We start from the raw sequence: 20,408 nt of genomic DNA on the forward strand, positions 1-20,408 counted from the left end.
ATGCAAAACTTGTTTTTTGAACAATAGTGCATCGTCATCCCCGAGTAAAGCACTTTAGTGCATGTTTTCTAGTAAACCCTAGGCTCGCACTGCATTTCAGCTCACTCGCACTTCGTCCGGTGATTCTGCCGCGAGCCTTGCAGCCAGCCGGTCGCGCAGTTGCAAGTAGGCGTCGGCCAAGGTTTTTTCGCTGGTGTCGAAGGTCATGTCGGCGCGGCCGTACAGTTCGCTACGCCCCGCCAGGATACGCTTCAGGTCATCCATCGCCTCCTTGTTGCCGGACATCGGCCGCAGGTCGCCCTGCGCGACGACGCGGCGCATATGCTCTTCCGGTGTGGCCTGCAGCCATACGGTAAAGCAGTGCGACAGCAACGCGTTGAAGGTGCCCGACTCCGACACCAGCCCGCCCGGCGACGCGATCACGGCGCGCTCGTGCTCGTGAATCACCGCCTCCAGCGCGCGGTGTTCATAACGCCGGTAAGCGCTTGCACCGTAAAGTGAATGAATCTCCGACGGCGGACAGCCGGCGAGTTGCTCGATCACGCGGGTCAGCTCGACGAACGGCACTTTGCGCTCCTGCGCCAGCATCCGGCCGAAGGTCGATTTGCCAGCTCCGCGCAGGCCGATCAGCGCAATCCGGTCCTTGCGATGCGGGTCGCGCGGCGCCTGCGCGAACATCTCGGCAAGCGCCACACGGGCGCGCTGCAGCGCCGCCTGGTCGCGCCCCTGCAGCAGTTCGCGGATCAGCAGCCATTCGGCGGAAGCCGTAGTCTCGTCGCCGATCACTTCGGCCAGCGGGCAGTTCAGCGTCGCCGCGATCTGCCGCAACACCAGCACCGATGCGTTACCCACGCCCGATTCCAGATTCGCCAGATGACGCTCCGACAAGCCGGTTTCGGTCGCCAGCGTCTTGCGCGTCATGCCGCGGCGCGCACGCAGCAAACGCACGCGATCACCCATCGCCGTCAGAAAAGGATCGCGCTCCTCGCGCTCCGCCCCACGCTCAGCCCCGCTGTCGCCGCCGCGGTTGGCCCCGGAGGCGCGGCTCGCGTCCTCATCGGCAGGATCGTCCAGCGGCGCGGAAGAGTAATTTTGGTTCATGTTTAACTGCCTATTGAATACGTTACATGTACTATAGTGCTTGACATGGCTCTGGTGAACAGTTAATTTTCGCCAAATATTGATCCAATAACAAACGCTGTCGAGGTTTTTCGGCGGCGTCACGGAGACAGCGCAACAGCACGCATGAATTAAGGTGCGTCCGCGCGCTGACCTGGAGGCTTGCATGTCGCCACATGACTTTCAACGCCTGATTGCGGGCGTGACAGAGCAACTCGCCGGCCGGCCGCTCGACGGCACGCTGACTACGTGGCTCAACGACACGTATCCCGCTGACGGGGCGACCTTCCGCGAGCTGGCGGACGCCTGCAGCATCGGCGTGGCCGACGGCTGGCTGTGCAACCGCGAAGGCGGCGGCATTCGTTATGGCCGGATCTTCAAGGCCTTGCCGGAAACTCACGGCTTTTCCGTCGACGTGGTCGATATGAAGGATATTGCCGGTCCGCATCATGTGCATCCGAATGGCGAAATCGATCTGATCATGCCGCTCACCGAAGGCGCCACCTTCGACGGGCATCCGGCCGGCTGGTGCGTGTACGGCCCCGGCAGCGCGCATCGACCGACCGTTGCGAATGGCCAGGCGCTAGTGCTGTATCTGCTGCCGCAAGGCGCGATCGAATTCACGCCCACCACAGCTTAGCGGCACGCGACGAGTTTCAAGCAATCAGACAGAAAGCATCGAGCGGATCAAGAGCACATAACCGCCAGACCGCCCCCACCCGATGGAGGAGACACATGGAAGCCCTGCTGGAAACGGCTGCGAGTCGGCCCGCCCCGACTGTCGAACCGCCGCCCGCGCTATTCAATTTTGCGGCCTACCTGTTTGGACTGAATGAAGCGCGCGCCGCCAAGACCGCCTATATCGACGACACCGGCAACACCACTTACGGCGAACTCGAAGAACAGGCCCGGCGCTTCGCAAGCGCATTGCGCACACTCGGCGTGCATCCGGAAGAGCGCGTGCTGCTGGTAATGCTCGATACCGTCGAACTGCCGATCGCCTTTCTCGGTGCGCTCTATGCGGGCGTCGTGCCGGTCGTCGCGAACACGTTACTCACCACGGCCGACTATGTGTACATGCTGACGCACAGCCATGCGCGCGCCGTGATCGCATCCGGCGCATTGCTGCCGAATGTCACGCAGGCGATGGATACCACCGAACACGACGGTTGCCAGTTGATCGTCTCGCAGCCGCCTGAAGACGAGCCTGTGACGGCGCCATTGCTTAAAGATCTGATCGATGCGGCCACGCCGGCCATCAAGGCGCCCACGACCGGTTGCGACGACATCGCGTTCTGGCTGTATTCGTCCGGCTCGACCGGCAAACCGAAAGGCACCGTCCATACGCACGCGAATCTGTACTGGACTGCCGAGTTGTATGCGAAGCCGATTCTCGGCATCGTCGAAAGCGACGTGGTTTTCTCGGCGGCCAAGTTATTCTTTGCATACGGTCTGGGTAATGGGTTGACGTTCCCGCTTTCGGTTGGCGCCACGGCTGTATTGATGGCCGAGCGTCCTACCGCCGACGCGATTTTCACGCGCCTCGTGCGGCATCGCCCGACCATTTTTTACGGCGTACCGACGCTCTACGCGAACATGCTCGTCTCGCCCAGCCTGCCCGCGCGCGCGGATGTCGCAATGCGCGTGTGCACCTCGGCGGGCGAAGCGCTGCCGCGCGAAATTGGCGAGCGCTTCACCGCACACTTCGGCTGCGAAATTCTCGACGGCATCGGCTCGACCGAGATGCTGCATATCTTCCTGTCGAATCGCACGGGTGAAGTCGAATACGGCACCACGGGCCGCCCCGTGCCCGGCTACGAAGTCGAATTGCGCGACGAAGCCGGTCATCCGGTACCCGACGACGAAGTCGGCGATCTGTTTATCAAAGGACCAAGCGCGGCGCTCATGTACTGGAGCAATCGCGAGAAGTCGCGCGCGACGTTCCTCGGCGAGTGGATCCGCAGCGGCGATAAATACCGTCGTCTCGCGAACGGCTGCTACGTGTACGCGGGCCGCAGCGACGACATGCTGAAAGTGAGCGGTCAGTACGTATCGCCCGTTGAGGTGGAAATGGTGTTGGTGCAGCACGACGCGGTGCTGGAGGCCGCTGTGGTCGGTGTGGATCACGGCGGCCTCGTGAAGACCCGCGCGTTCGTGGTGCTGAAGCGTGAATTCGTACCGTCTGAGATACTCGCGGATGAGTTGAAGAATTTCGTCAAGGGACGGCTCGCGCCGCACAAGTATCCGCGCGATATCCTGTTCGTCGACGATTTGCCGAAAACCGCTACCGGCAAGATTCAACGCTTCAAACTGCGCGAACAGTCATAAGGTGATCCATGCAGAACCCCGCAACCGCAACCCTCGCTAGCGAATTCGCAGAACTGCCCGCCACGGCATCACATGGACCGTTGCGCATCGAATATCGCTGGGTGAATGAAGCGGCGGCCAATGCACCGGTCGCCGTCTTCCTGCATGAAGGACTCGGTTCGATCGCGATGTGGCGCGACTGGCCGCAGTCTTTGTGCGAGCGGCTCGGCATGCGTGGTCTCGTTTATTCGCGCCCCGGTTACGGACTATCCACACCGCGTGCGCACGACGTCAAATGGCCGGTCAACTTCATGACCGCGCAAGCGCGCGATATCCTGCCCGCTTTGCTCGATGCGCTCGATATCGGCGCACAGGAACGCAAGCGCATGTGGGTGATCGGCCATAGCGACGGCGGGTCGATCGCGCTGCTCTACGCGGCGCAGCATCCGGATGAATTGGCCGGCGCGGTAGCAATCGCACCACATGTATTCGTCGAAGACATCTCTGTGGAAAGCATCGCGCAGACCAAGCAGCTCTACGAAACCACCGATCTGCGCAGCAAGCTAGCCCGCTATCACGCCGACGTCGATTCCGCGTTCTATGGCTGGAACGATATCTGGCTGAATCCGGCGTTCAGGGAATGGCGCATAGTGGATGAACTCGCCGCCATCAAGCAGCCTTTACTCGCAGTGCAAGGCCACGACGACAACTACGGCACGATGGCGCAGATCGATACGATTGGCGAGCGCGTGCCGCATGCGCAATTGGTCAAGCTCGACGCGTGTGGGCACTCGCCACACCGCGATGCACCGGATGCGTTGAATGACGCGATTGCGGCATTCGTTGCAAGACAGCGCTAACCCGAAACGACTGCACCGAAACGCCGTAGAACTGCGCCGCTCCCGGCGCAGTTTTTATGCGACATAAATAGAAAAGCGTGCCACTCGCAATGCACGCTCGCGATCAAGCGCTTTAATCCACCGCTCTAAAATATACCGTTGCGCAAGCATTCAATATGCTTGTAGACTTCGCCACAACTTCGCTGACTTCTTTAATCGCCAGAAACATAAAAAACAACAAATTCGCTTAATGATTTCGCACCGCTTCAATGCAAACGAACAAACCGGCGTTCTTTGATAACACTCGGCCATACGGCCTATTGAGTACCCTCATCGCACTGCGCCGGGCGGCTCAGCCGGCTCGCTCTCATTCCAGATTCGCTAAACGATCTTTCCGCTTTCCGTCACACCTCCGCATGGGGCCGGTCGAACGACGTGCATATCCAACCGGTCTTTTCTCTTTTTTGCATTCTCTCACCTGATAGATCATCGACATGGGCCAGATTATTGTTGTTCTTTTCTTCGCCGCCATTATCGGCGCGGCAGCTGTATTCGCTTCTAAATCGCTGCGCAAAGACCATGAGCCGCAAATGCGCTACGGCGTTATCACATTCGTCCTGGTTATAGCTGTCGGCATGCTGTTTTCGTGCTTTACACAGGTTTCGCAATCGCGCATCGGCGTAGTAACAACCTTTGGGCATATCGAATCTGACACGCTGTCCGAGGGTCCTCACCTCGTCAGCCCGGTATCGCGCGTGCATGAGGTATTCATTGGACTCGACGTCGCCAAGGTGGAAGGCGCACAAGCTGCATCGAAAGATCTGCAGTCGGTGCATACCGACCTGACGATGAACTATCGCGTCGACCCCAACAAGGTCCGAGCACTGTATGCGATGGCGCCGTCGCTCGAGTATGAGGCGTCGTACGTGCAACCTGCCATGTTCGAAGTGTTCAAGGCGGTCGCGGCACGCTACACCGCGGAAGAACTGGTCACGAAGCGCCAGCAGGTGTCGACCGACATCATGAGCGGCCTGATCACCAAGCTCAAAGGCTACGGCTTTCTGATTCAGGACATCAACATCACCAACTTCAAGTTCAGCGCCGCGTTCGATCAGGCGATCGAGGCAAAGGTCACCGCAAGCCAGCGCGCCGAACAGGCCGAACGAGAACTTGCGCGCGTGAAGTTCGAAGCGGATCAGCAGATTGCCAAGGCGCGCGGTGAGGCGGAATCGATCGCGATTCAGGCGCAGGCCGTCAAGACCAACGGCGGACAGGAATATCTGCAGTTGCAGGCGATCAACCGCTGGGATGGCAAGCTGCCGACCTATATGGGCGCTGGCGCACCGCTGCCGTTTCTGAACATCGAGAAGTAAGGTACAACGTCGCCGCTGCCCAGCAGGTGGGCAGCGGCGTTTCTACCGCTCACCGCTTAAATCACGGTCGAGAGTCCCAACGTCAATACCAGCGCCGTTACCGAAATGATCGTTTCGCAAACGGTCCACGTCTTGAAGGTCTGCGGCACAGTCATACCGAAGTACTCCTTCACCAGCCAGAACCCGCCGTCGTTCACGTGCGACAGAATCAGCGACCCCGCGCCGGTGGCCAGCACCAGCAACTCGGGCCGCACACCGCCCGCCGTACCCACCGCCGCTGCCGCGATCGGTGCAATGATGCCGGCCGCCGTTGCCATTGCCACCGTTGCCGAACCAGTTGCCACACGAATCAACGCCGCCACCAGCCACGCGAGAATCAGCAGCGGCACATGCGCGCCCGTCGCGACATCGACGATCGCCTTCGACGCACCGCTATCGATCAGGATGCGTCCGAAGCCCGCGCCCGCTCCCACCACCAGCGTGATACTCGCCGTCGGCGCAAGACACTCGTTAGTAAACTTGAGGATCTGCTCGCGATTGAAGCCACGCGACTTGCCGAACGTGTAGAAGCTCAACAACACGGCCAACAACAACGCCATATCCGGATGGCCGATCAGACGCAGCGCGTTGTTCATCGACGTTTTGGCCGGCACAATCAGATCCGCCCAACTGCCGACCAGCATCAACAACACCGGCAGCAGCACCGTCAACAACGTGATGCCGAAGCCCGGCAGTTCCTGATGCGAGCGCTTCGCGTCCTGTTCGATGAACTGTTGCGCCATCGGGTTAAAGCCGTCCAGCACGACAAAGCGAGCGATCAGCTTCGAGAACAGCGGGCCAGCCACGGCCGCGGTCGGAATGCCGACGATCAGCGCGTAGAAAATCGTGTGACCGATATCCGCGTTGTACGCCGTGACCGCGAGCAACGCGGCCGGGTGCGGCGGAATCAGACCGTGCACGACGGACAACCCCGCCACCATCGGAATGCCGACGCGAATCATCGAGGTACCGGTCCGCTGGGCGACGTTGAATGCGATCGGAATCAACAACACGAAACCGACTTCAAAAAACACCGGCAAGCCGACGAGGAACGCGATGCACATCATCGCCCAATGCACGTTCTTCGGCCCGAACAGGTCGATCAGGGTACGCGCGATACGTTCCGCGCCTCCCGATTCGGCCATCATCTTGCCGAGCATCGTACCGAGCCCGACCACGATGGCGATATGGCCGAGCGTGCCGCCCACACCGGTTTCGAACGACTTGAGAATCGACGTCGCCGGCATGCCGACGGCGAGTGCCAACGCCACCGACACCATCATCAACGTGATGAACGGATTCATCTTGAAGCGCGCGATCAGCACGACCAGCGCGATGATGGCAATCAATGCATAGACGAGTAACAGACTTCCTTGAACGGTCGCCATAGGTGCTCCTGAAGAGAGAGAGCCGCGCCGCGGTTTCCGTCAGGCGGAATGTTGTATGCGCGGCGGCGCGGGCGGCGGACTTAGAACTTGTGACGGATGCCGGCGACGGTCACGAACTGGCCGTTGTTGCTCGACGGATTCGAAATGCCTTCAACCCATGCGTGCGAACCGGACGCGCGTTGGTAGATGCCGTTCAGGTAGAGGTCGGTGGTCTTTGACAGGAAGTACTCGCCGCCCACGCTCAGCTGGTTGTAGTGAGCGTTGGTCGCCGTGGTGCCGCTGGTGTTCTGCGTCGTGTAGATGTAGCCGAGCGCGAGCAACGTAGCCGGCGTGAACTGATACTTCAAGCTGGCTTCGTAGTTGGCGAAACGCAGGCTGCCGCCGCTCAGCAACTGGAACTGCGAGTTCGTGTACAACAGCGCAACGGTTGCCGGGCCGAACACGTACGAACCGCCCGCGCCCCACACCTGGTTGCGCTTCACGCCGCTGATGATCGACGAGCTGGTGCTGTAGTAGTTGTCAGACGGCGCCGCGCCCGCGGTGCTGGTAGCCGGCTGATTGACCAGCGAGTAAGCCGCGTCAAGATGCAGGGGACCGTTCACGTAATCCGCGCCGACGCTCCATGCGCGATTGTTGGCGAACTCGCCCGCCGTATTCGAGAACGCGTACATCGCGTTCGCGGTGAAGCCGGCATAGGTCGGCGTGGTGTACTTGACCGCATTGTTGGTGCGGTACGTGTTGTTGATATCGTCGTTGTCGTAGATCGCGTTGCCATACTGGCTCATCGCGCCGACGCCATTGATCTGCATGTTCGACAGATAGTCCTGCACGCTGTTGTACTGACGGCCGAGCGTGATCGTACCCGCCTTGCTGTTGGAGAGAGCTACCCATGCGCTACGGCCGAACATGCGGCCGCCCTGACCGGCTGCACCGCTTTCCAGGCTGAAGCCGTTTTCGAGCTTGAACAGGACCTTGTTGCCGCCGCCCAGATCTTCGCTGCCGAGCAGGCCCCAACGCGAGCCCTGCACGTTGCCCTGCGTCGCCTGATAAGCCTTCTCACCCTTCTGGTTATTGGTGAAAGTAAAGCCGGCATCGACAATGCCGTACAACGTCACGCTGCTTTGCGCGTGGGCGGCTTGCGCGGCGAGTCCGGCGGCAGCGAACGCGATGGCCGTACGAAGAATCTGCTTGTGCATCATGGTTTCCTCAAGTCGAAAGAAAAGCGAACGCCGGTTACACGGTAATGTTCCGGCGATATGAGTAGTACTAAACGGGCAAGTCAAAGCGGCGCCGGAATGGAATCCGGCGCTACGGTCAAACAACGGTCATCGATCAATCGATATAAACCGGGAGAGAATCAATCCGGCCAATTACGGCGCGCGGCAATGCGGCGCGCGTCGCGCTGGTAAAACGGCGTAACAACGGGTTCGGGCGACTGACGTGCGCGCTCGAGCTCGGCAGTCAGCCGCGCCAGTACGATCTGCTCTTCGCCCGGGTGCAGATTGCACGGGTCGATGAAAAAGAAATGCAGTTCCGCTTCATGATCGCGCACGATCACCGGCGCCTCGCCTTCGGGTGGCCGCGCGAGCGCATCGGCGAGATCCCACGCAGTGATACGCGCCTGCCTGGCATCGATATGCAGTTTCAGACGATCGAGCGGATTGCCGGTCGGGTCGGCGTCGATCTCAGCCCAGACGCCGTCGCAACGATTCAAGGTCTCACGCCACAGCGTGAGGTAGCCGCGTTCGCGGGCGCGAACCGCGACATGATCGCGCTGCCGCCATTGTTCGAGCGCGGCAATCGCACCCACCATGCCTTCCTTGCCGACTTTCATGCTGCGGCCAATGCCGCCGTTCTGGAAATACGCGGCACGTACCAGCGTTTTCTCACCCGCGACGATGCCGGCGGTCAGCCCACCGAGAAATTTGTGCGCCGAGTAGAGCGCGAAATCGGCGCCGGCTTCGATAAAGCGTTTGAGGTCGTATTCGGAAGCCGCGTCGACGATCACGGGCACACCCTTCGCGTGCGCGACCGCAATAAACTCTTCGAGCGGGATCATGCCGAATTGCACCGTATGATGCGAAACCACGTAAAGCGCCGCAGCCGTGCGTTCCGTGATGGCGGTATTCAACTGGTAGCCGTGCGCTTCGGTTGCCGCGCCCACCGGCACGACGCGCGCGCCGGACAAACGGATCGCCTGGTCTACCGGTGCGCCATAATTGACGAGGTGGCCGGTTTGAATCACGACTTCGTTGCGCTGCAGGGCGCTCGTATCGGGCAACCGTTCGATCAGGCCGTGGTCATCGCCCGTCATGGTGGCGGCGATGCAGAGCGTAATCGCCGCCGAGCACGACGCGGTGATATACCCGGCTTCGCTGCCGCATGCCTCGGCGATCGCCGCCGAGGCTCGGCGTTGCAGATCGTCGATCTCGACGAATTGCGGCAGCACCTGCGCCACCGCGTCGATGACCGGCGCGCTGACAATGGACGCGCCCAGACTCGTCATCGTGCCTGAAGCATTGATGACAGGGCGTAAGCCAAAGCGAGAGCGAATGTCCATGAAGCGCCTCCGACCGGTATTTCTTAATTATGGAATATATGTTGTAATTGCGGATCAGTCTAGCATACAATCACCCTGCGTCAACTGGACAAAAACATCTCGCGTCAGAGGAGCACAATGGCTCGCACGTCCCGACCTTCCGCGTCCGAAGCAGTACCCGCGGCGCCTTCAGCCGGCGCCAAAGCACAGGCTGAAGCCGCTGCGCCGCGCACGCGCACCAGCGCGATCGAGCGCGCCGTGCAGATTCTCGACGCGCTCCAGCAGGCAAACCGTCCCGCTACCGCGTATGAAGTCGCACGCATGGTCGGCGCGCCGCTGTCCACCGTGTATTCGATCATCAACGATCTGGTCGAGAAGAACCTGCTGGCGCGGCGCATGGACGGCACGATCTGGCTCGGCTCGCGTCTGTACGGTTACGGTTTGACGTACGCCAGCTCGCTCGACTACCTCGCGGTCGCTCATGAAGAAATGCAGCGGCTCTCCGCCGAAGTCGAAGAAACCGTGCAGGTCTGCGGACTCGAAGACGGCATGATGGTCGTCCAGCAAATGGCCGAAGGGCCGGGGCATTTCCGTGTGACCTCGCGAGTGGGCAGCCGCGTGCCGCTCAACTGGACCGCATCCGGACGCTTGCTCGTCGGGCATCTGCCGGATGCCGAACGGGTTGCGTTTTTTGCACAGCACGCGCAAAGCTCGCCTACCGGTCGCGCGGAAACCCGGCCGCAAGTGCTCGCGCAGATTGCCCGCGAAGCGCTGGAGGCGCGGCTGTCGATTCAGATCGGCGAATCGGATGCGTCCGTGGCGTGTCTTGCCGCGCCCGTGCTCGACAACACCGGCGCGTGCGTCTTCACGATTTCGATCGTGATGCCCGAGGCGAAAGCCGAGCTCGGCACCGAACGGTTTGCACAAGCCGTGCAGGCGGTGGCCGCCCGTATCGAAGCGCGCCTCGGCTGGCGGCATCGCGAGCAGGACCCGGCGGCGTAAGGCCGCCCCGGGCCCCAAGCACGAAGAAGCCTTAACCCCCAACCCGCGCGCAACGCTGACTCCTTAAAGACCGCTCACCATCACTTCCCCATCGATGAACTGCTACGACCGGCTGCACACCCGCGGCCTCAAGCTCCCGCAAGTGCCGACGCCGATCGGCAATTTCACGCACTGCACGCGCGAGGGCAATCTGCTGTTCCTATCCGGACAGGGTCCGCTCGACGAATCCGGCTCGCTGATGACCGGCAAGGTCGGCGCCACCGTCAGCGCGGACGAAGCGTACCGGCACGCGCAGATGGTCGGCCTGAATCTGCTCGCCGTACTGCATAACGAACTGGGCGATTTGCGGCGCGTGAAGCAGGTCGTCAAGCTGTTGGGCATGGTCAACGCAGCGCCGGATTTCACGGAGCATCCGCGCGTGATCAACGGCTGCTCGGATCTGTTCGTCGATGTATTCGGCGATGCCGGTCGGCATTCCCGCTCGGCGGTCGGCGTGGGCTCCTTGCCGGGCAATATTACCGTCGAGATCGAGGCGATCGTCGCGATCCAGGATTGACGGCCGCCCAACTCTCAACAAATACCCAAATTTCCACATCTTCACAAAAGTTACACAGGTAAGCGACTATTCTTGCGCATCGCTGACCTGGGCGCGTGGATGCCCTGGCGCATCCTCCCCGTGCCGGAGACATTGCCATGTCTGTTGTGTCGAAGCCGTCCATTGCCGTCTATCGCAAACGTTTGGCGGGCGCACTGGCCGCCGTGTCGCTCTGCATGCTGCTCGGCGCTTGCGACAACGACGATCACACACCGGACACAGGCACCACCAGTTCTACCGGCGGCGCCGGCGATAACGGCGGCGCTTCACAGGTCCTGTCAGCGAATCCTTCTTCCGCTTCACCAGCATTACCCGCAGTCACGATTCAAACCCCAGCACTGCCCGCATCAAGCGCCGACGCGGCGCTGTCCGCTGCCGCTTCGACGCCGCTCGCCACACCCGTCATCCACACCGTAGATTGAGTTCCGCGCCCCATGTGGCGCGTGGCTCACGCTCGCGCCTCATGGCTCGTTCCTCTTATGAAGATCGAAAGCCAAAACCATGACTTCAAAAAATCGCCGTGATTTTCTGCGCTCCGCCGCGCACGCCGCCGGTTCCGTCACCGCGTTGAGCATGTTGCCGCTGGGCATTCGCAACGCACTCGCCATTCCCGCCAACAACAAGACCGGCACGATCCGCGACGTCGAGCACATCGTCGTGCTGATGCAGGAAAACCGCTCGTTCGACCACTACTTCGGCACGCTCAAGGGCGTACGCGGTTTCGGCGACACGCGCGCGATCAACCTGCCCAATGGCAAGCCGGTGTGGTACCAGCCGCTTGCCGCGGATGTCGGCTACGTGTTGCCGTTCCGCCCGAGCGCACCGAACCTCGGTCTGCAATTCCTGCAAGACCTCGCGCACGACTGGACCAGCACGCACGCCGCATGGAACGGTGGCCGCTACGATCAATGGGTGCCGTCCAAGGGCACCACGACGATGGCCTACCTCACGCGCGACGACATTCCGTTTCACTATCAACTCGCCGACGCCTTTACGATCTGCGACGCGTACCACTGCTCGCTGATGGGCCCGACCGACCCGAACCGTTACTACATGTGGAGCGGCTGGGTCGGCAACGACGGCAGCGGCGGCGGCCCGGTGATCGACAACTCGGAACTCGGCTACGGCTGGTCCACGTATCCGGAAGTGCTGCAAAACGCCGGCATCACCTGGAAGATCTATCAGGACATGGGTACGGGCCTCAACGCCAGCGGCTCGTGGGGCTGGACGCAGAATCCGTACATCGGCAACTACGGCGACAACTCACTGCTCTACTTCAACCAGTACCGCAACGCGCAACCGGGCAACCCGCTGTACGACAACGCCCGTACCGGCACGAACGTGGCGAATGGCGACGGCTACTTCGACATCCTCAAGCGCGACGTGCAGAACAACGCGCTGCCGCAAGTCTCGTGGATCGTCGCGCCGGAAGCGTATTCCGAGCACCCGAACTGGCCGTCGAACTACGGTGCGTGGTACGTCGATCAGGTTCTGCAGATTCTCACGTCGAATCCCGAGGTGTGGAGCAAGACGGTACTGCTGATCAATTACGACGAGAACGACGGTTTCTTCGATCATATGGCGCCGCCGTTCGCGCCGGCATCGAGCGCAAACGGTTTGTCGACCGTCGACACCAGCAACGAAAACTATGCGGGCAGCGGTAGCACGCCAGCGGGTCCGTACGGGCTCGGACCGCGCGTGCCGATGCTGGTGGTCTCGCCATGGTCGAAAGGCGGCTACGTATGCTCGGAACTGTTCGACCATACGTCGGTGATCCGCTTTATCGAAAAGCGCTTCGGCCAGCAGCACAATCTGGGCGAATCGAACATCACGCCGTGGCGTCGCGCAGTGTGCGGCGATCTGATGTCGGCGTTTAACTTCAGCACCCCGAACGACGCGTTCCCGACGCTGCCGAGCACGGCCGGCTATGTGCCGCCCGATCAGAATCGCCATCCGGACTATGTGCCGCTGCCGCCGCTCGTGCAGGCCGTGCCGAAGCAGGAACCCGGCGTGCGCCCGGCGCGCGCGCTGCCGTACGAACTGTTCGTGCGCGTGCACGGTGAAGGCGGAGCCGGCAAGCTGGCAATGCGTTTCGTCAACACGGGCCGCGCCGGCGCAGTGTTTCTCGTCTACACGGCGTTTAGTCTCGATGCGCCGCGCACCTATACGGTCGAAGCCGGCAAGCGCCTTCAGGATGAACTGCCGCTGCATCCCGACGGCTCGTACGACTTCACGGTGTACGGCCCGAACGGTTTTCTGCGGCGCTTTTCGGGCACGCCGATTGCCAGAAGCTGGTGGAACGGCTCCGCCATTGCGCGGCCCGAAGTTGCCGAAGGGTATGACGTCGCGAACGGGAATCTGCAACTGCGTCTGGAGAATGTGGGCAGCGAGCGTTGCGTGTTCAACATCGTCAACGCGTATGACGCGAAAAACGTAATCAGGCACGCGGTGCGCGGCGGCGATACCGAGCAGCTGTACCTCGATCTGCGCAACGCGCATGGCTGGTATGACCTGGCGATCACGGTCGATACGGATCCGACGTTCGCGCGGCGCCTCGCCGGACACGTGGAAACCGGCAATAGCAGCATGAGCGATCCGGCACTGGGCAGCTAAGTTTCAGTTCGGTTTCGATTCAGTCCGTACGAAAAGAAGCGGCCGCTGCGATAAAAAAGCAGCGGCCGTTTTTTATGCATTCGAGTCGTAGCGTGTAAGCCGTAATCTCAAGCCGCCACAGCCGCCCTCACCGACTCACGCTCGCGCATTTTCTCCCGAATCGCCTGTACGACGAACTCCGCATCGCGCGCGACGCCAGAGAAGCGCCCCGATCCCCATGTATGCAGCCATGGCAAACCGACGAAATACAAACCGTCGATCGGTGTAATGCCACGGGTATGCGCCGGATAACCGCGACCGTTGAACACCGGCGCGTCGAGCCAACTGAAGTCCGGTGTAAAACCGATGCACCAGATAATTGCCGAAATGCCGCTGGTGTGGAGATCGAGCGTCGTGCGTTCTTCGGCTGGACGCCAGACAGGTTCGTAGACTTCACCCGCCGGCGCGTCGATGCCATGCTTTTCGATGAAACCATCGATGCTCGCATTGATCCGGTTATACGTATCGTCCGCGGCGTCGAGATTGGCGGCGAGCGTCGGGGCGAAATGGAATCGCCCGTCGCGCAGATCGTCGAGCCTGCCGTACAACTCCATGCCTTCGGCGGCGAACTTGCGCAGATCGATGTCGCGTCCGCCGTCGCGGCCGGTCACGTAGTGATTGGTGTTGTCGCGTACGCCTTCGCGCAACGGGTGCTTTTCCACCGGCATGTCGTAGTACTGCATGTCGGCGAGCCAATCGACCACATCCCGCCCTCGATAGAAACGCGCGCAACGCGGCGCCTCGCCGACCGCCAGCACCACCTTGCGTCCAGCCAGATGCAAGTCCTCCGCTATCTGCGCGCCGGATTGCCCTGTGCCGACCACCATAACCGCACCTTCGGGCAAGGTCTGCGGATTCCGATACGCCGACGATTGCAATTGCACGATGCTTACGGGCAAACGCTCGGCGAGACGCGGCACGATCGGCGTGTGATAGCCGCCCGAGGCAACCACGACCTGATCCGCTGTGAAATCGCCTTGCGTAGTGACGATCGCATAGACGCCATCGTCGCATTGCTTCACGCGTTTGACTTCCGCATGCTCGATCACCGGTGCTTCGACGTGCGCGATGAAACCGTCGAGGTAGTCGATGATCTCGTCCTTCTTCATGAACCCGTGCGGATCGTCACCCAGGTAGGGATACCCGGGCAACGCGCACTGCCAGTTCGGCGTCACGAGACAAAACGCGTCCCAGCGTTGCTGGCGCCACGTATGCGTCACCGTGTTCTTTTCCACAACCAGATGGTCGATGCCGGCCTGCTTGAGGTAGTAGCTGACCGACAGGCCCGCCTGCCCGCCGCCGATGACGAGCACGCTGTAATGCCCGTCAGCGCGCCCAGGATGGGTTGGATTCGACATGATGCGTCCTCTGCAAAAAATAAGCGCCTAGCTGAATTCGATAACCTTGACGGTCGCCTCGGGCCGATCGCGAAAACGCTCGGCGTCGCGTTCGATCTGTGCGAGCTGATCCATCGCTGCCGAACAGGCAAAGCCGTACTTCTCGCGCACGCGCTCTGAAGCGATACCTAACGCCTGCCGCGAACGTTCGACGAAATCGTCCAATGGATAAGCCTCGCCAGGTTTGAAGAAATCACCAATGACGAGCGACGGCGAATAACAGTTCGCTTCATCGCCATCGGGCCACTGAATCCGAAAGTGCATGACAGGCATCGCAAATCCTCAATCGATCAATGAATAGCTAACGCACGCGCTGCCAGCAATTGGCGGTATACGTCGACGTGACGCCGCGCGCTTGCGGCCCAACTAAAGCGTGCGAGTAATCTGGGCACGGCCTGCTCGAAATCAATTCGACTACTGCTGCCGCTGAGAGCACGTAGCAACGCCACCGCAATAGACTCGACATCGGTCGGATTCGCCCAGTAACACGTGGAGTCGTCGAGATACTCGGTGAACGGCGCGATTGCGGAAGCAACCGCCGGCGTGCCACTAGCAAGCGCCTCCAGCACCACCAGACCGAAGCCCTCGCGCAAGGACACCATCGACAGCACGTCTGCGCTGCGGAAGAGTGCGGGCATGGCGGCGTCTTCGAGCGGCCCGGTCACAACCACGCTTTCGTCCGGGCCAATTGACAGCCCCAACTCCGCCGCTCGTTTGAGCACGCTGCGGGCGTAGGCGTCGTGGTCAAGCAGGCTTGCGCCGCCGGCAATCACAAGTTGCGCGCCCGGCAACGTGCGCAGCACCAACGCGAATGCTTCGAGCAATGCGAGGGTGTTCTTACGCGCTTCGATACCGCCCACTGAAAGTACGATCCGGCCGCCATCAATGCCCAGGCGCCGCCTGATCTGCGCATCGTGCGCGTCTTCATGAGGCGTGAAACGCGTGATGTCGACACCGTTCGGCACCGTCAGCGCCGCAATGCCGAAAGTCGAGCGCATCTCGCGCGTCCATGTATCGCTGACACACAACACTTGCTCCGCATCCTCGTACGCCCGCCGCTGCCATGCAGCGAGACGGGGATCGTCGAAATGATCAAGGTGATGAACGGTGCGCATGAAACCGCGAATGAGCCCTTGCGCTCTCAGCTCGGCGAGTGCGTTGCCGCTGATACTGTCCTGCGCGTGCAAGACATCAAACGACCACGCGTCGTGTTCCATCAAGGTCTGCTTGAATGCATGAATCCGCGCCTCCACCATGGCTACCGTACTCGCCTGCGATGACGTGATCGGCGCATAGACCACGCGACATGGCGGCAGGCGGAACAAAGTCTCGCCCGGCGCAGCGGGCGCAAAGACGGTCACGTCATGACCGAGCGCTGTCAACGCGGTCGCCAGTTCAAGCGTATGCACGACCCCGCCACGCGGATTGACCGAATGCGTCAGCAACGCGATACGCAACGAATTCATCGCGGACCGTCCTTCGCGACCATGAACGGCTCGCGATTGAAATCCCACAACACCGCCGCCTCATCGTGGCGATGCAGAACCACTTCGGATGACGCATCGACCGTACCAATCACGGCACATGTGAGCGAACGCGAATCGAACTGCGCCTGCACTGCGTCCACTTGCTCTTCGCGAACCGATAGCAGATAGCCGAAGCTCGGAAATGCAGTGACCCAACGCTCCAAGGAGACGTCCGCAGGCTTCGGAATACGCTCGAGGTCGATCCGCGCGCCCACTCGTGAACATTCGAGCAACATCAACGCCGTGCCGAGTGTGCCGGCCATGCTGATGTCCTTCGCCGCATCGCATAAGCCACTTTCCGCTAGCCGCGGGAGCAGTTCGAGATCCGCTCTCAAACGTTCAGGCGGCGCGCCCACCGACGCATTCCAGAACGGATACGGTTCCTCGAAGTGCCCGCGCAAATCGACGGCCATCATCAAACGATCACCGGGCTTCGCATTGAAGCTCGACAACAGCACTTTCGCGCGCCCCACGATCGACACCGCCAGTTGCGCCGCCTCGCTGCGCGTATTCGTATGACCACCTACGATCGGCACGCCATAAGCGACGGAGGCCGCCGCCATGCCGGCAAGCACCTCCTCGGCGGCGCCGATGCCTCGACTCCACAGCGCATCGACCACCGCCAGCGGCCGCCCGCCCATCGCGTAGATATCGCTGATGTTGACCATCACGCTGCTGTAGCCGGCGAACCACGGCATAGCGCTCACGAAATCGCTGACCATGCCTTCGATGGCGAACAGGAGGTAGCCATCGCCATCGGCAATGGCCGCGCAATCGTCGCCAAGTGCAACAGCCTGCGCGAGATCCTGCGTGCCGCCAGGCAAACGCCGGGCGAGTGCGCCGACCACGTCGACGATATCCGTCTTGTGCCGAAACCCGCGACTTTCGCGCAGGCTGGCGACGAGATCGGCCACGCTTGTCATGCCGCGCTCCCTGCGGTAGCCGCGCTGTGAGGTTGCGTATGAGTCACGAAACCGCTATACGGCGTCACACACGGCGGATACCGATCCAGTTGCACCTGCATCAGATGATGCGGCCGGCCCAACAACGTTTCCTCTGCAAGCACGTCCCAATGCATTGCGCAAAAGAGCGGCACGTTCTGGCTCTGCACATGGGCGAGAAAAGTCTCGCAGCCGAGCGCATGGGCACTGCTCACGGCGAGACGAATCAGCGTCGCGCCGATTTTTCCGTGGCGGCGAAACGCAGCATGTACAGCAAGACGTGAACCGAACCACACGTTGCCTTCATCGCGATGAATCCGCACCGTGCCGACCACCTGCTCCGGCATGCCGGCGACACAGCTCACTGCCACAAGCTGCTGCGCGTGCGCGTCGATATCGTCGCGATCGTCGCCGACGAAAATGCCCTGCTCGATGCAGAACACCGCGCGCCGCAACTTGTATGCTTCATCGGCTTCCCAATCGAGCGTCGTCCACTTGATGCGGAATTCGCTCGGCGCATAGGGTGCGAAACCAACATCGCCTTCCAGTGCCTCACCTGCGATCGCTTCACCGAACATGATCACTCCTCGTACGACGACAACGACGAACACGCGCCGCATTTACCGCAGCCGGCTTTGATATCGCTCGAGCGCATCGCGGCCACGTTCAGCATTGCGCCGAGCGGTTGCAGAACGGACTTCATGAATTCAGGCGTGGGTGCGGGATGATCTTCGAGCGGCGTCCCACTGATCGGCACAAAGGGCACAACGAATGGATAGACACCGAGTTCGATTAACTCGCGCGACATGGCCAGAATGGCCTCCGCGCTATCACCAAGACCGGCGAGTATGTACGTACTCACCTGACCACGTCCGAACACAGCCACTGCCGCCTTGAACGCTTCCATGTAGCGCGCCAGCGGCACGCTCGCCTTGCCCGGCATGATGCGTTCGCGCAACGCGGGCGTCACCACTTCGAGATGCATGCCGAGCGTATCGATGCCGCTTGCTTTCATGCGCGCGAACCAGCGGTCATCGTCGGGTGGCTCGCATTGCGCCTGGATCGGCAGATCGACCGCCGCCTTGATAGCGAACGCGCTCTCGCAGAGGATCTGCGCGCCGCGATCGGACGTGGGCGGCGTGCCGGTGGTCAGCACCATATGCTTGACGCCGTCGAGCAATACGGCCGCGCGCGCCACTTCGGCCAATTGCTCGGGCGTCTTGCGCGCAATCGTCCGGCCCGCTGCGAGCGATTGCCCAATCGCGCAGAACTTGCAACTCTTACGGCGGCTCTCGTAGCGGATGCAGGTCTGCAGCACCGTCGTGGCCAGCACGTCCGCACTATGCAACGCGGCAATGTGCGAGTAAGGCACGCCGTCGAGCGTCTGCATACCGTAAAAGCGCGGCGCTTTAGGAAAGCTGATATTGGCGATCGGAATCGTGCCGCGCAGCAAGGCGCTCGAGCCGTTTGCGTCCGGCGTCTCTGCGACGAACGGCGAGTGCCAGGCGGTGCTCGTATGCACCGGCACCATGATCGTCACGCCGTCCACCGTCACCGCCTTATGGTCCGAGGGTCCCGCGCCGCCACGCCGGCTCGCCGCGCCCGCATCCGGAGACACGAGCCGCAAACCGGCCGACTGCAATTCAGTCATCAATTGCCGGCTCGCTGCCGACAGTGTCTCGCTGGAGTTCATCGCGCCATCCTTCGTTTGAATTGAAACCCGTGCCCGAAGCACTGGACCAGGCCGGCATCGGCGCGACGGTTTCCGCCGGCCGCCGGTTGATCGCAAGACTGAGCAATTCCGGCCGCGCGTAGTGGCCGACCGAATCCATCATGCGTTTGCGCTTGGTGATCAAGGCCATGTCGAGATCGGCGATCACCATGCCTTCGCCCTCACGCAGCGGCTGTGCCAGATGCTGCCCTTCCGGCGACACGATCGCGGTGTTGCAGCCGCCACGCAGTGCCTTCTGCAAATTCGTATCGGGTGTGACCGAGGCAATCTGCGCTTCGCTCAGCCAACCCGTCGCATTGACCACGAAGCAGCCCGACTCCAATGCGTGATGCCGGATCGTCACCTCGATCTGATCGGCGAAGATCGGCCCCACTAGTGACCCAGGAAACTGGCTGCAATGAATCTCTTCGTGTTGCGTCATCAGCGCATAGCGCGCGAGCGGGTTGTAATGCTCCCAGCACGCGAGCGCGCCGACACGTGCCACCGCCGTTTGCGCAACTTTCAAGCCGGCCGCATCGCCCTGCCCCCAGATCATCCGTTCATGAAACGTGGGCGTGATCTTGCGACGCTTGAGCAGCAGTTGGCCGTCCACGTCGAAGATCAACTGCGTGTTGTAGAGACTGCCGTGATCGCGCTCATTGACGCCCAGCACCACCACCATCCGATGCAAACGCGCCTGCTCGGCCACCGCTTGCGTCACCGGGCCCGGCACGATCACGGCTTCCTCGTAGAGCTTCATATGATCGGCGCCGGAAGCAACCGGTGGACGCACGAAAGAAAAGTACGGGTAGTACGGCACGAAGGTTTCGGGGAATACGATCAGTTGCACGCCTTCGCGCGCCGCTTTCTCGATGGCCTCGCATACCTTCTCGAGGGTGCCGCCGCTGCGCTCGAAGTCCGGTGCGATCTGGACCGCGGCGGCACGCACGATGCGTTTGTCGGACATAGTGATCACCCGC

General features: G+C 61.5%; 19 protein-coding genes. 8 read left to right on the forward strand and 11 right to left on the reverse strand.

The annotated features are described in order from the left end of the window. Positions 1-96: 96 nt before the first annotated feature. Positions 97-1,101, reverse strand: a complete 1,005-nt coding sequence (locus tag KHO33_RS32090; RefSeq protein ID WP_054040510.1) for a helix-turn-helix transcriptional regulator — start codon at positions 1,099-1,101, stop codon at positions 97-99. Between the two features lie 184 nt (positions 1,102-1,285). Here KHO33_RS32090 and KHO33_RS32095 point away from each other — a divergent pair, with 184 nt between their 5' ends. From KHO33_RS32095 to KHO33_RS32110, 4 genes are all read left to right on the forward strand, one after another. Then, positions 1,286-1,759: a DUF4863 family protein gene (locus tag KHO33_RS32095; RefSeq protein WP_054040508.1), complete on the forward strand. Its 474-nt coding sequence runs from the start codon at positions 1,286-1,288 to the stop codon at positions 1,757-1,759. Positions 1,760-1,854: 95 nt separating this feature from the next. Beyond that, positions 1,855-3,447, forward strand: coding sequence for a benzoate-CoA ligase family protein (locus KHO33_RS32100; RefSeq protein ID WP_200566755.1), 1,593 nt, complete (start codon positions 1,855-1,857; stop codon positions 3,445-3,447). Positions 3,448-3,455: 8 nt separating this feature from the next. Then, positions 3,456-4,286, forward strand: coding sequence for an alpha/beta fold hydrolase (locus tag KHO33_RS32105; RefSeq protein ID WP_054040504.1), 831 nt, complete (start codon positions 3,456-3,458; stop codon positions 4,284-4,286). Positions 4,287-4,759: 473 nt separating this feature from the next. Next, positions 4,760-5,638: a prohibitin family protein gene (locus tag KHO33_RS32110; protein ID WP_054040502.1), complete on the forward strand. Its 879-nt coding sequence runs from the start codon at positions 4,760-4,762 to the stop codon at positions 5,636-5,638. A 56-nt stretch (positions 5,639-5,694) separates the two neighbouring features. Here the strand turns inward: KHO33_RS32110 and KHO33_RS32115 are convergent, their stop codons facing one another. The 3 genes from KHO33_RS32115 to KHO33_RS32125 form a co-directional block, all read right to left on the reverse strand. Further along, entirely contained in the window at positions 5,695-7,065 is a 1,371-nt protein-coding gene (locus KHO33_RS32115; RefSeq protein ID WP_054040499.1) for a GntT/GntP/DsdX family permease, read from the reverse strand. A gap of 80 nt (positions 7,066-7,145) precedes the next feature. Then, complete coding sequence (locus KHO33_RS32120) at positions 7,146-8,261, reverse strand: porin (RefSeq protein ID WP_200566765.1); 1,116 nt, start codon at positions 8,259-8,261, stop codon at positions 7,146-7,148. Positions 8,262-8,422: 161 nt separating this feature from the next. After that, positions 8,423-9,625 (reverse strand): aminotransferase class V-fold PLP-dependent enzyme, encoded by a 1,203-nt coding sequence (locus KHO33_RS32125; RefSeq protein WP_211629249.1) that lies wholly within the window; start codon positions 9,623-9,625, stop codon positions 8,423-8,425. Positions 9,626-9,742: 117 nt separating this feature from the next. Here KHO33_RS32125 and KHO33_RS32130 point away from each other — a divergent pair, with 117 nt between their 5' ends. The 4 genes from KHO33_RS32130 (at position 9,743) to KHO33_RS32145 (ending at position 13,814) form a co-directional block, all read left to right on the forward strand. Then, entirely contained in the window at positions 9,743-10,606 is an 864-nt protein-coding gene (locus KHO33_RS32130; RefSeq protein WP_200566753.1) for an IclR family transcriptional regulator, read from the forward strand. A gap of 94 nt (positions 10,607-10,700) precedes the next feature. Next, positions 10,701-11,162, forward strand: a complete 462-nt coding sequence (locus KHO33_RS32135) for a RidA family protein (RefSeq protein ID WP_054040495.1) — start codon at positions 10,701-10,703, stop codon at positions 11,160-11,162. 137 nt (positions 11,163-11,299) lie between these two features. Further along, positions 11,300-11,623 (forward strand): hypothetical protein, encoded by a 324-nt coding sequence (locus KHO33_RS32140; RefSeq protein ID WP_200566752.1) that lies wholly within the window; start codon positions 11,300-11,302, stop codon positions 11,621-11,623. Between the two features lie 79 nt (positions 11,624-11,702). After that, positions 11,703-13,814, forward strand: coding sequence for a phosphocholine-specific phospholipase C (locus tag KHO33_RS32145; RefSeq protein WP_200566751.1), 2,112 nt, complete (start codon positions 11,703-11,705; stop codon positions 13,812-13,814). 107 nt (positions 13,815-13,921) lie between these two features. On the opposite strand, the gene KHO33_RS32150 is transcribed toward KHO33_RS32145, so the two are convergent. Genes KHO33_RS32150 through KHO33_RS32180 form a run of 7 tightly spaced genes read right to left on the reverse strand, consistent with a single transcriptional unit; the run spans position 13,922 to position 20,395 of the window. Beyond that, positions 13,922-15,211, reverse strand: coding sequence for an MSMEG_0569 family flavin-dependent oxidoreductase (locus KHO33_RS32150; protein ID WP_200566750.1), 1,290 nt, complete (start codon positions 15,209-15,211; stop codon positions 13,922-13,924). Between the two features lie 27 nt (positions 15,212-15,238). Then, positions 15,239-15,523 (reverse strand): MSMEG_0570 family nitrogen starvation response protein, encoded by a 285-nt coding sequence (locus KHO33_RS32155; protein WP_054040489.1) that lies wholly within the window; start codon positions 15,521-15,523, stop codon positions 15,239-15,241. Between the two features lie 17 nt (positions 15,524-15,540). Then, positions 15,541-16,716, reverse strand: coding sequence for an MSMEG_0565 family glycosyltransferase (locus tag KHO33_RS32160; RefSeq protein WP_200566749.1), 1,176 nt, complete (start codon positions 16,714-16,716; stop codon positions 15,541-15,543). Then, the gene (locus tag KHO33_RS32165) at positions 16,713-17,699 is read right to left on the reverse strand and encodes a sll0787 family AIR synthase-like protein (RefSeq protein WP_200566748.1); all 987 of its coding nucleotides are present in this window, start codon (positions 17,697-17,699) and stop codon (positions 16,713-16,715) included. The genes KHO33_RS32160 and KHO33_RS32165 overlap by 4 nt, the downstream gene beginning before the upstream one ends. Further along, positions 17,696-18,295, reverse strand: a complete 600-nt coding sequence (locus tag KHO33_RS32170) for an MSMEG_0567/Sll0786 family nitrogen starvation N-acetyltransferase (protein ID WP_200566747.1) — start codon at positions 18,293-18,295, stop codon at positions 17,696-17,698. The genes KHO33_RS32165 and KHO33_RS32170 overlap by 4 nt, the downstream gene beginning before the upstream one ends. 2 nt (positions 18,296-18,297) lie before the next feature. Then, positions 18,298-19,368, reverse strand: a complete 1,071-nt coding sequence (locus KHO33_RS32175; RefSeq protein WP_154559110.1) for an MSMEG_0568 family radical SAM protein — start codon at positions 19,366-19,368, stop codon at positions 18,298-18,300. Beyond that, complete coding sequence (locus tag KHO33_RS32180; protein WP_200566746.1) at positions 19,361-20,395, reverse strand: Nit6803 family nitrilase; 1,035 nt, start codon at positions 20,393-20,395, stop codon at positions 19,361-19,363. Before KHO33_RS32180 ends, KHO33_RS32175 begins: the two co-directional genes overlap by 8 nt. Positions 20,396-20,408: the final 13 nt, after the last annotated feature.

It is taken from the genome of Paraburkholderia nemoris (genome assembly GCF_905221015.1).
GTDB lineage: Bacteria > Pseudomonadota > Gammaproteobacteria > Burkholderiales > Burkholderiaceae > Paraburkholderia > Paraburkholderia nemoris.

Bases quoted from the DNA above. Each gene is read 5' to 3' on its own strand.
- KHO33_RS32165 (WP_200566748.1), bottom strand. From the start codon at position 17,699: ATGACAAGCGTGGCCGATCTCGTCGCCAGCCTGCGCGAAAGTCGCGGG.
- KHO33_RS32105 (WP_054040504.1), top strand. From the start codon at position 3,456: ATGCAGAACCCCGCAACCGCAACCCTCGCTAGCGAATTCGCAGAACTG.
- KHO33_RS32100 (WP_200566755.1), top strand. From the start codon at position 1,855: ATGGAAGCCCTGCTGGAAACGGCTGCGAGTCGGCCCGCCCCGACTGTC.
- KHO33_RS32090 (WP_054040510.1), bottom strand. From the start codon at position 1,101: ATGAACCAAAATTACTCTTCCGCGCCGCTGGACGATCCTGCCGATGAG.
- KHO33_RS32150 (WP_200566750.1), bottom strand. From the start codon at position 15,211: ATGTCGAATCCAACCCATCCTGGGCGCGCTGACGGGCATTACAGCGTG.
- KHO33_RS32160 (WP_200566749.1), bottom strand. From the start codon at position 16,716: ATGAATTCGTTGCGTATCGCGTTGCTGACGCATTCGGTCAATCCGCGT.
- KHO33_RS32145 (WP_200566751.1), top strand. From the start codon at position 11,703: ATGACTTCAAAAAATCGCCGTGATTTTCTGCGCTCCGCCGCGCACGCC.
- KHO33_RS32170 (WP_200566747.1), bottom strand. From the start codon at position 18,295: ATGTTCGGTGAAGCGATCGCAGGTGAGGCACTGGAAGGCGATGTTGGT.
- KHO33_RS32125 (WP_211629249.1), bottom strand. From the start codon at position 9,625: ATGGACATTCGCTCTCGCTTTGGCTTACGCCCTGTCATCAATGCTTCA.
- KHO33_RS32110 (WP_054040502.1), top strand. From the start codon at position 4,760: ATGGGCCAGATTATTGTTGTTCTTTTCTTCGCCGCCATTATCGGCGCG.
- KHO33_RS32120 (WP_200566765.1), bottom strand. From the start codon at position 8,261: ATGCACAAGCAGATTCTTCGTACGGCCATCGCGTTCGCTGCCGCCGGA.
- KHO33_RS32175 (WP_154559110.1), bottom strand. From the start codon at position 19,368: ATGACTGAATTGCAGTCGGCCGGTTTGCGGCTCGTGTCTCCGGATGCG.
- KHO33_RS32135 (WP_054040495.1), top strand. From the start codon at position 10,701: ATGAACTGCTACGACCGGCTGCACACCCGCGGCCTCAAGCTCCCGCAA.
- KHO33_RS32140 (WP_200566752.1), top strand. From the start codon at position 11,300: ATGTCTGTTGTGTCGAAGCCGTCCATTGCCGTCTATCGCAAACGTTTG.
- KHO33_RS32155 (WP_054040489.1), bottom strand. From the start codon at position 15,523: ATGCCTGTCATGCACTTTCGGATTCAGTGGCCCGATGGCGATGAAGCG.
- KHO33_RS32130 (WP_200566753.1), top strand. From the start codon at position 9,743: ATGGCTCGCACGTCCCGACCTTCCGCGTCCGAAGCAGTACCCGCGGCG.
- KHO33_RS32180 (WP_200566746.1), bottom strand. From the start codon at position 20,395: ATGTCCGACAAACGCATCGTGCGTGCCGCCGCGGTCCAGATCGCACCG.
- KHO33_RS32095 (WP_054040508.1), top strand. From the start codon at position 1,286: ATGTCGCCACATGACTTTCAACGCCTGATTGCGGGCGTGACAGAGCAA.
- KHO33_RS32115 (WP_054040499.1), bottom strand. From the start codon at position 7,065: ATGGCGACCGTTCAAGGAAGTCTGTTACTCGTCTATGCATTGATTGCC.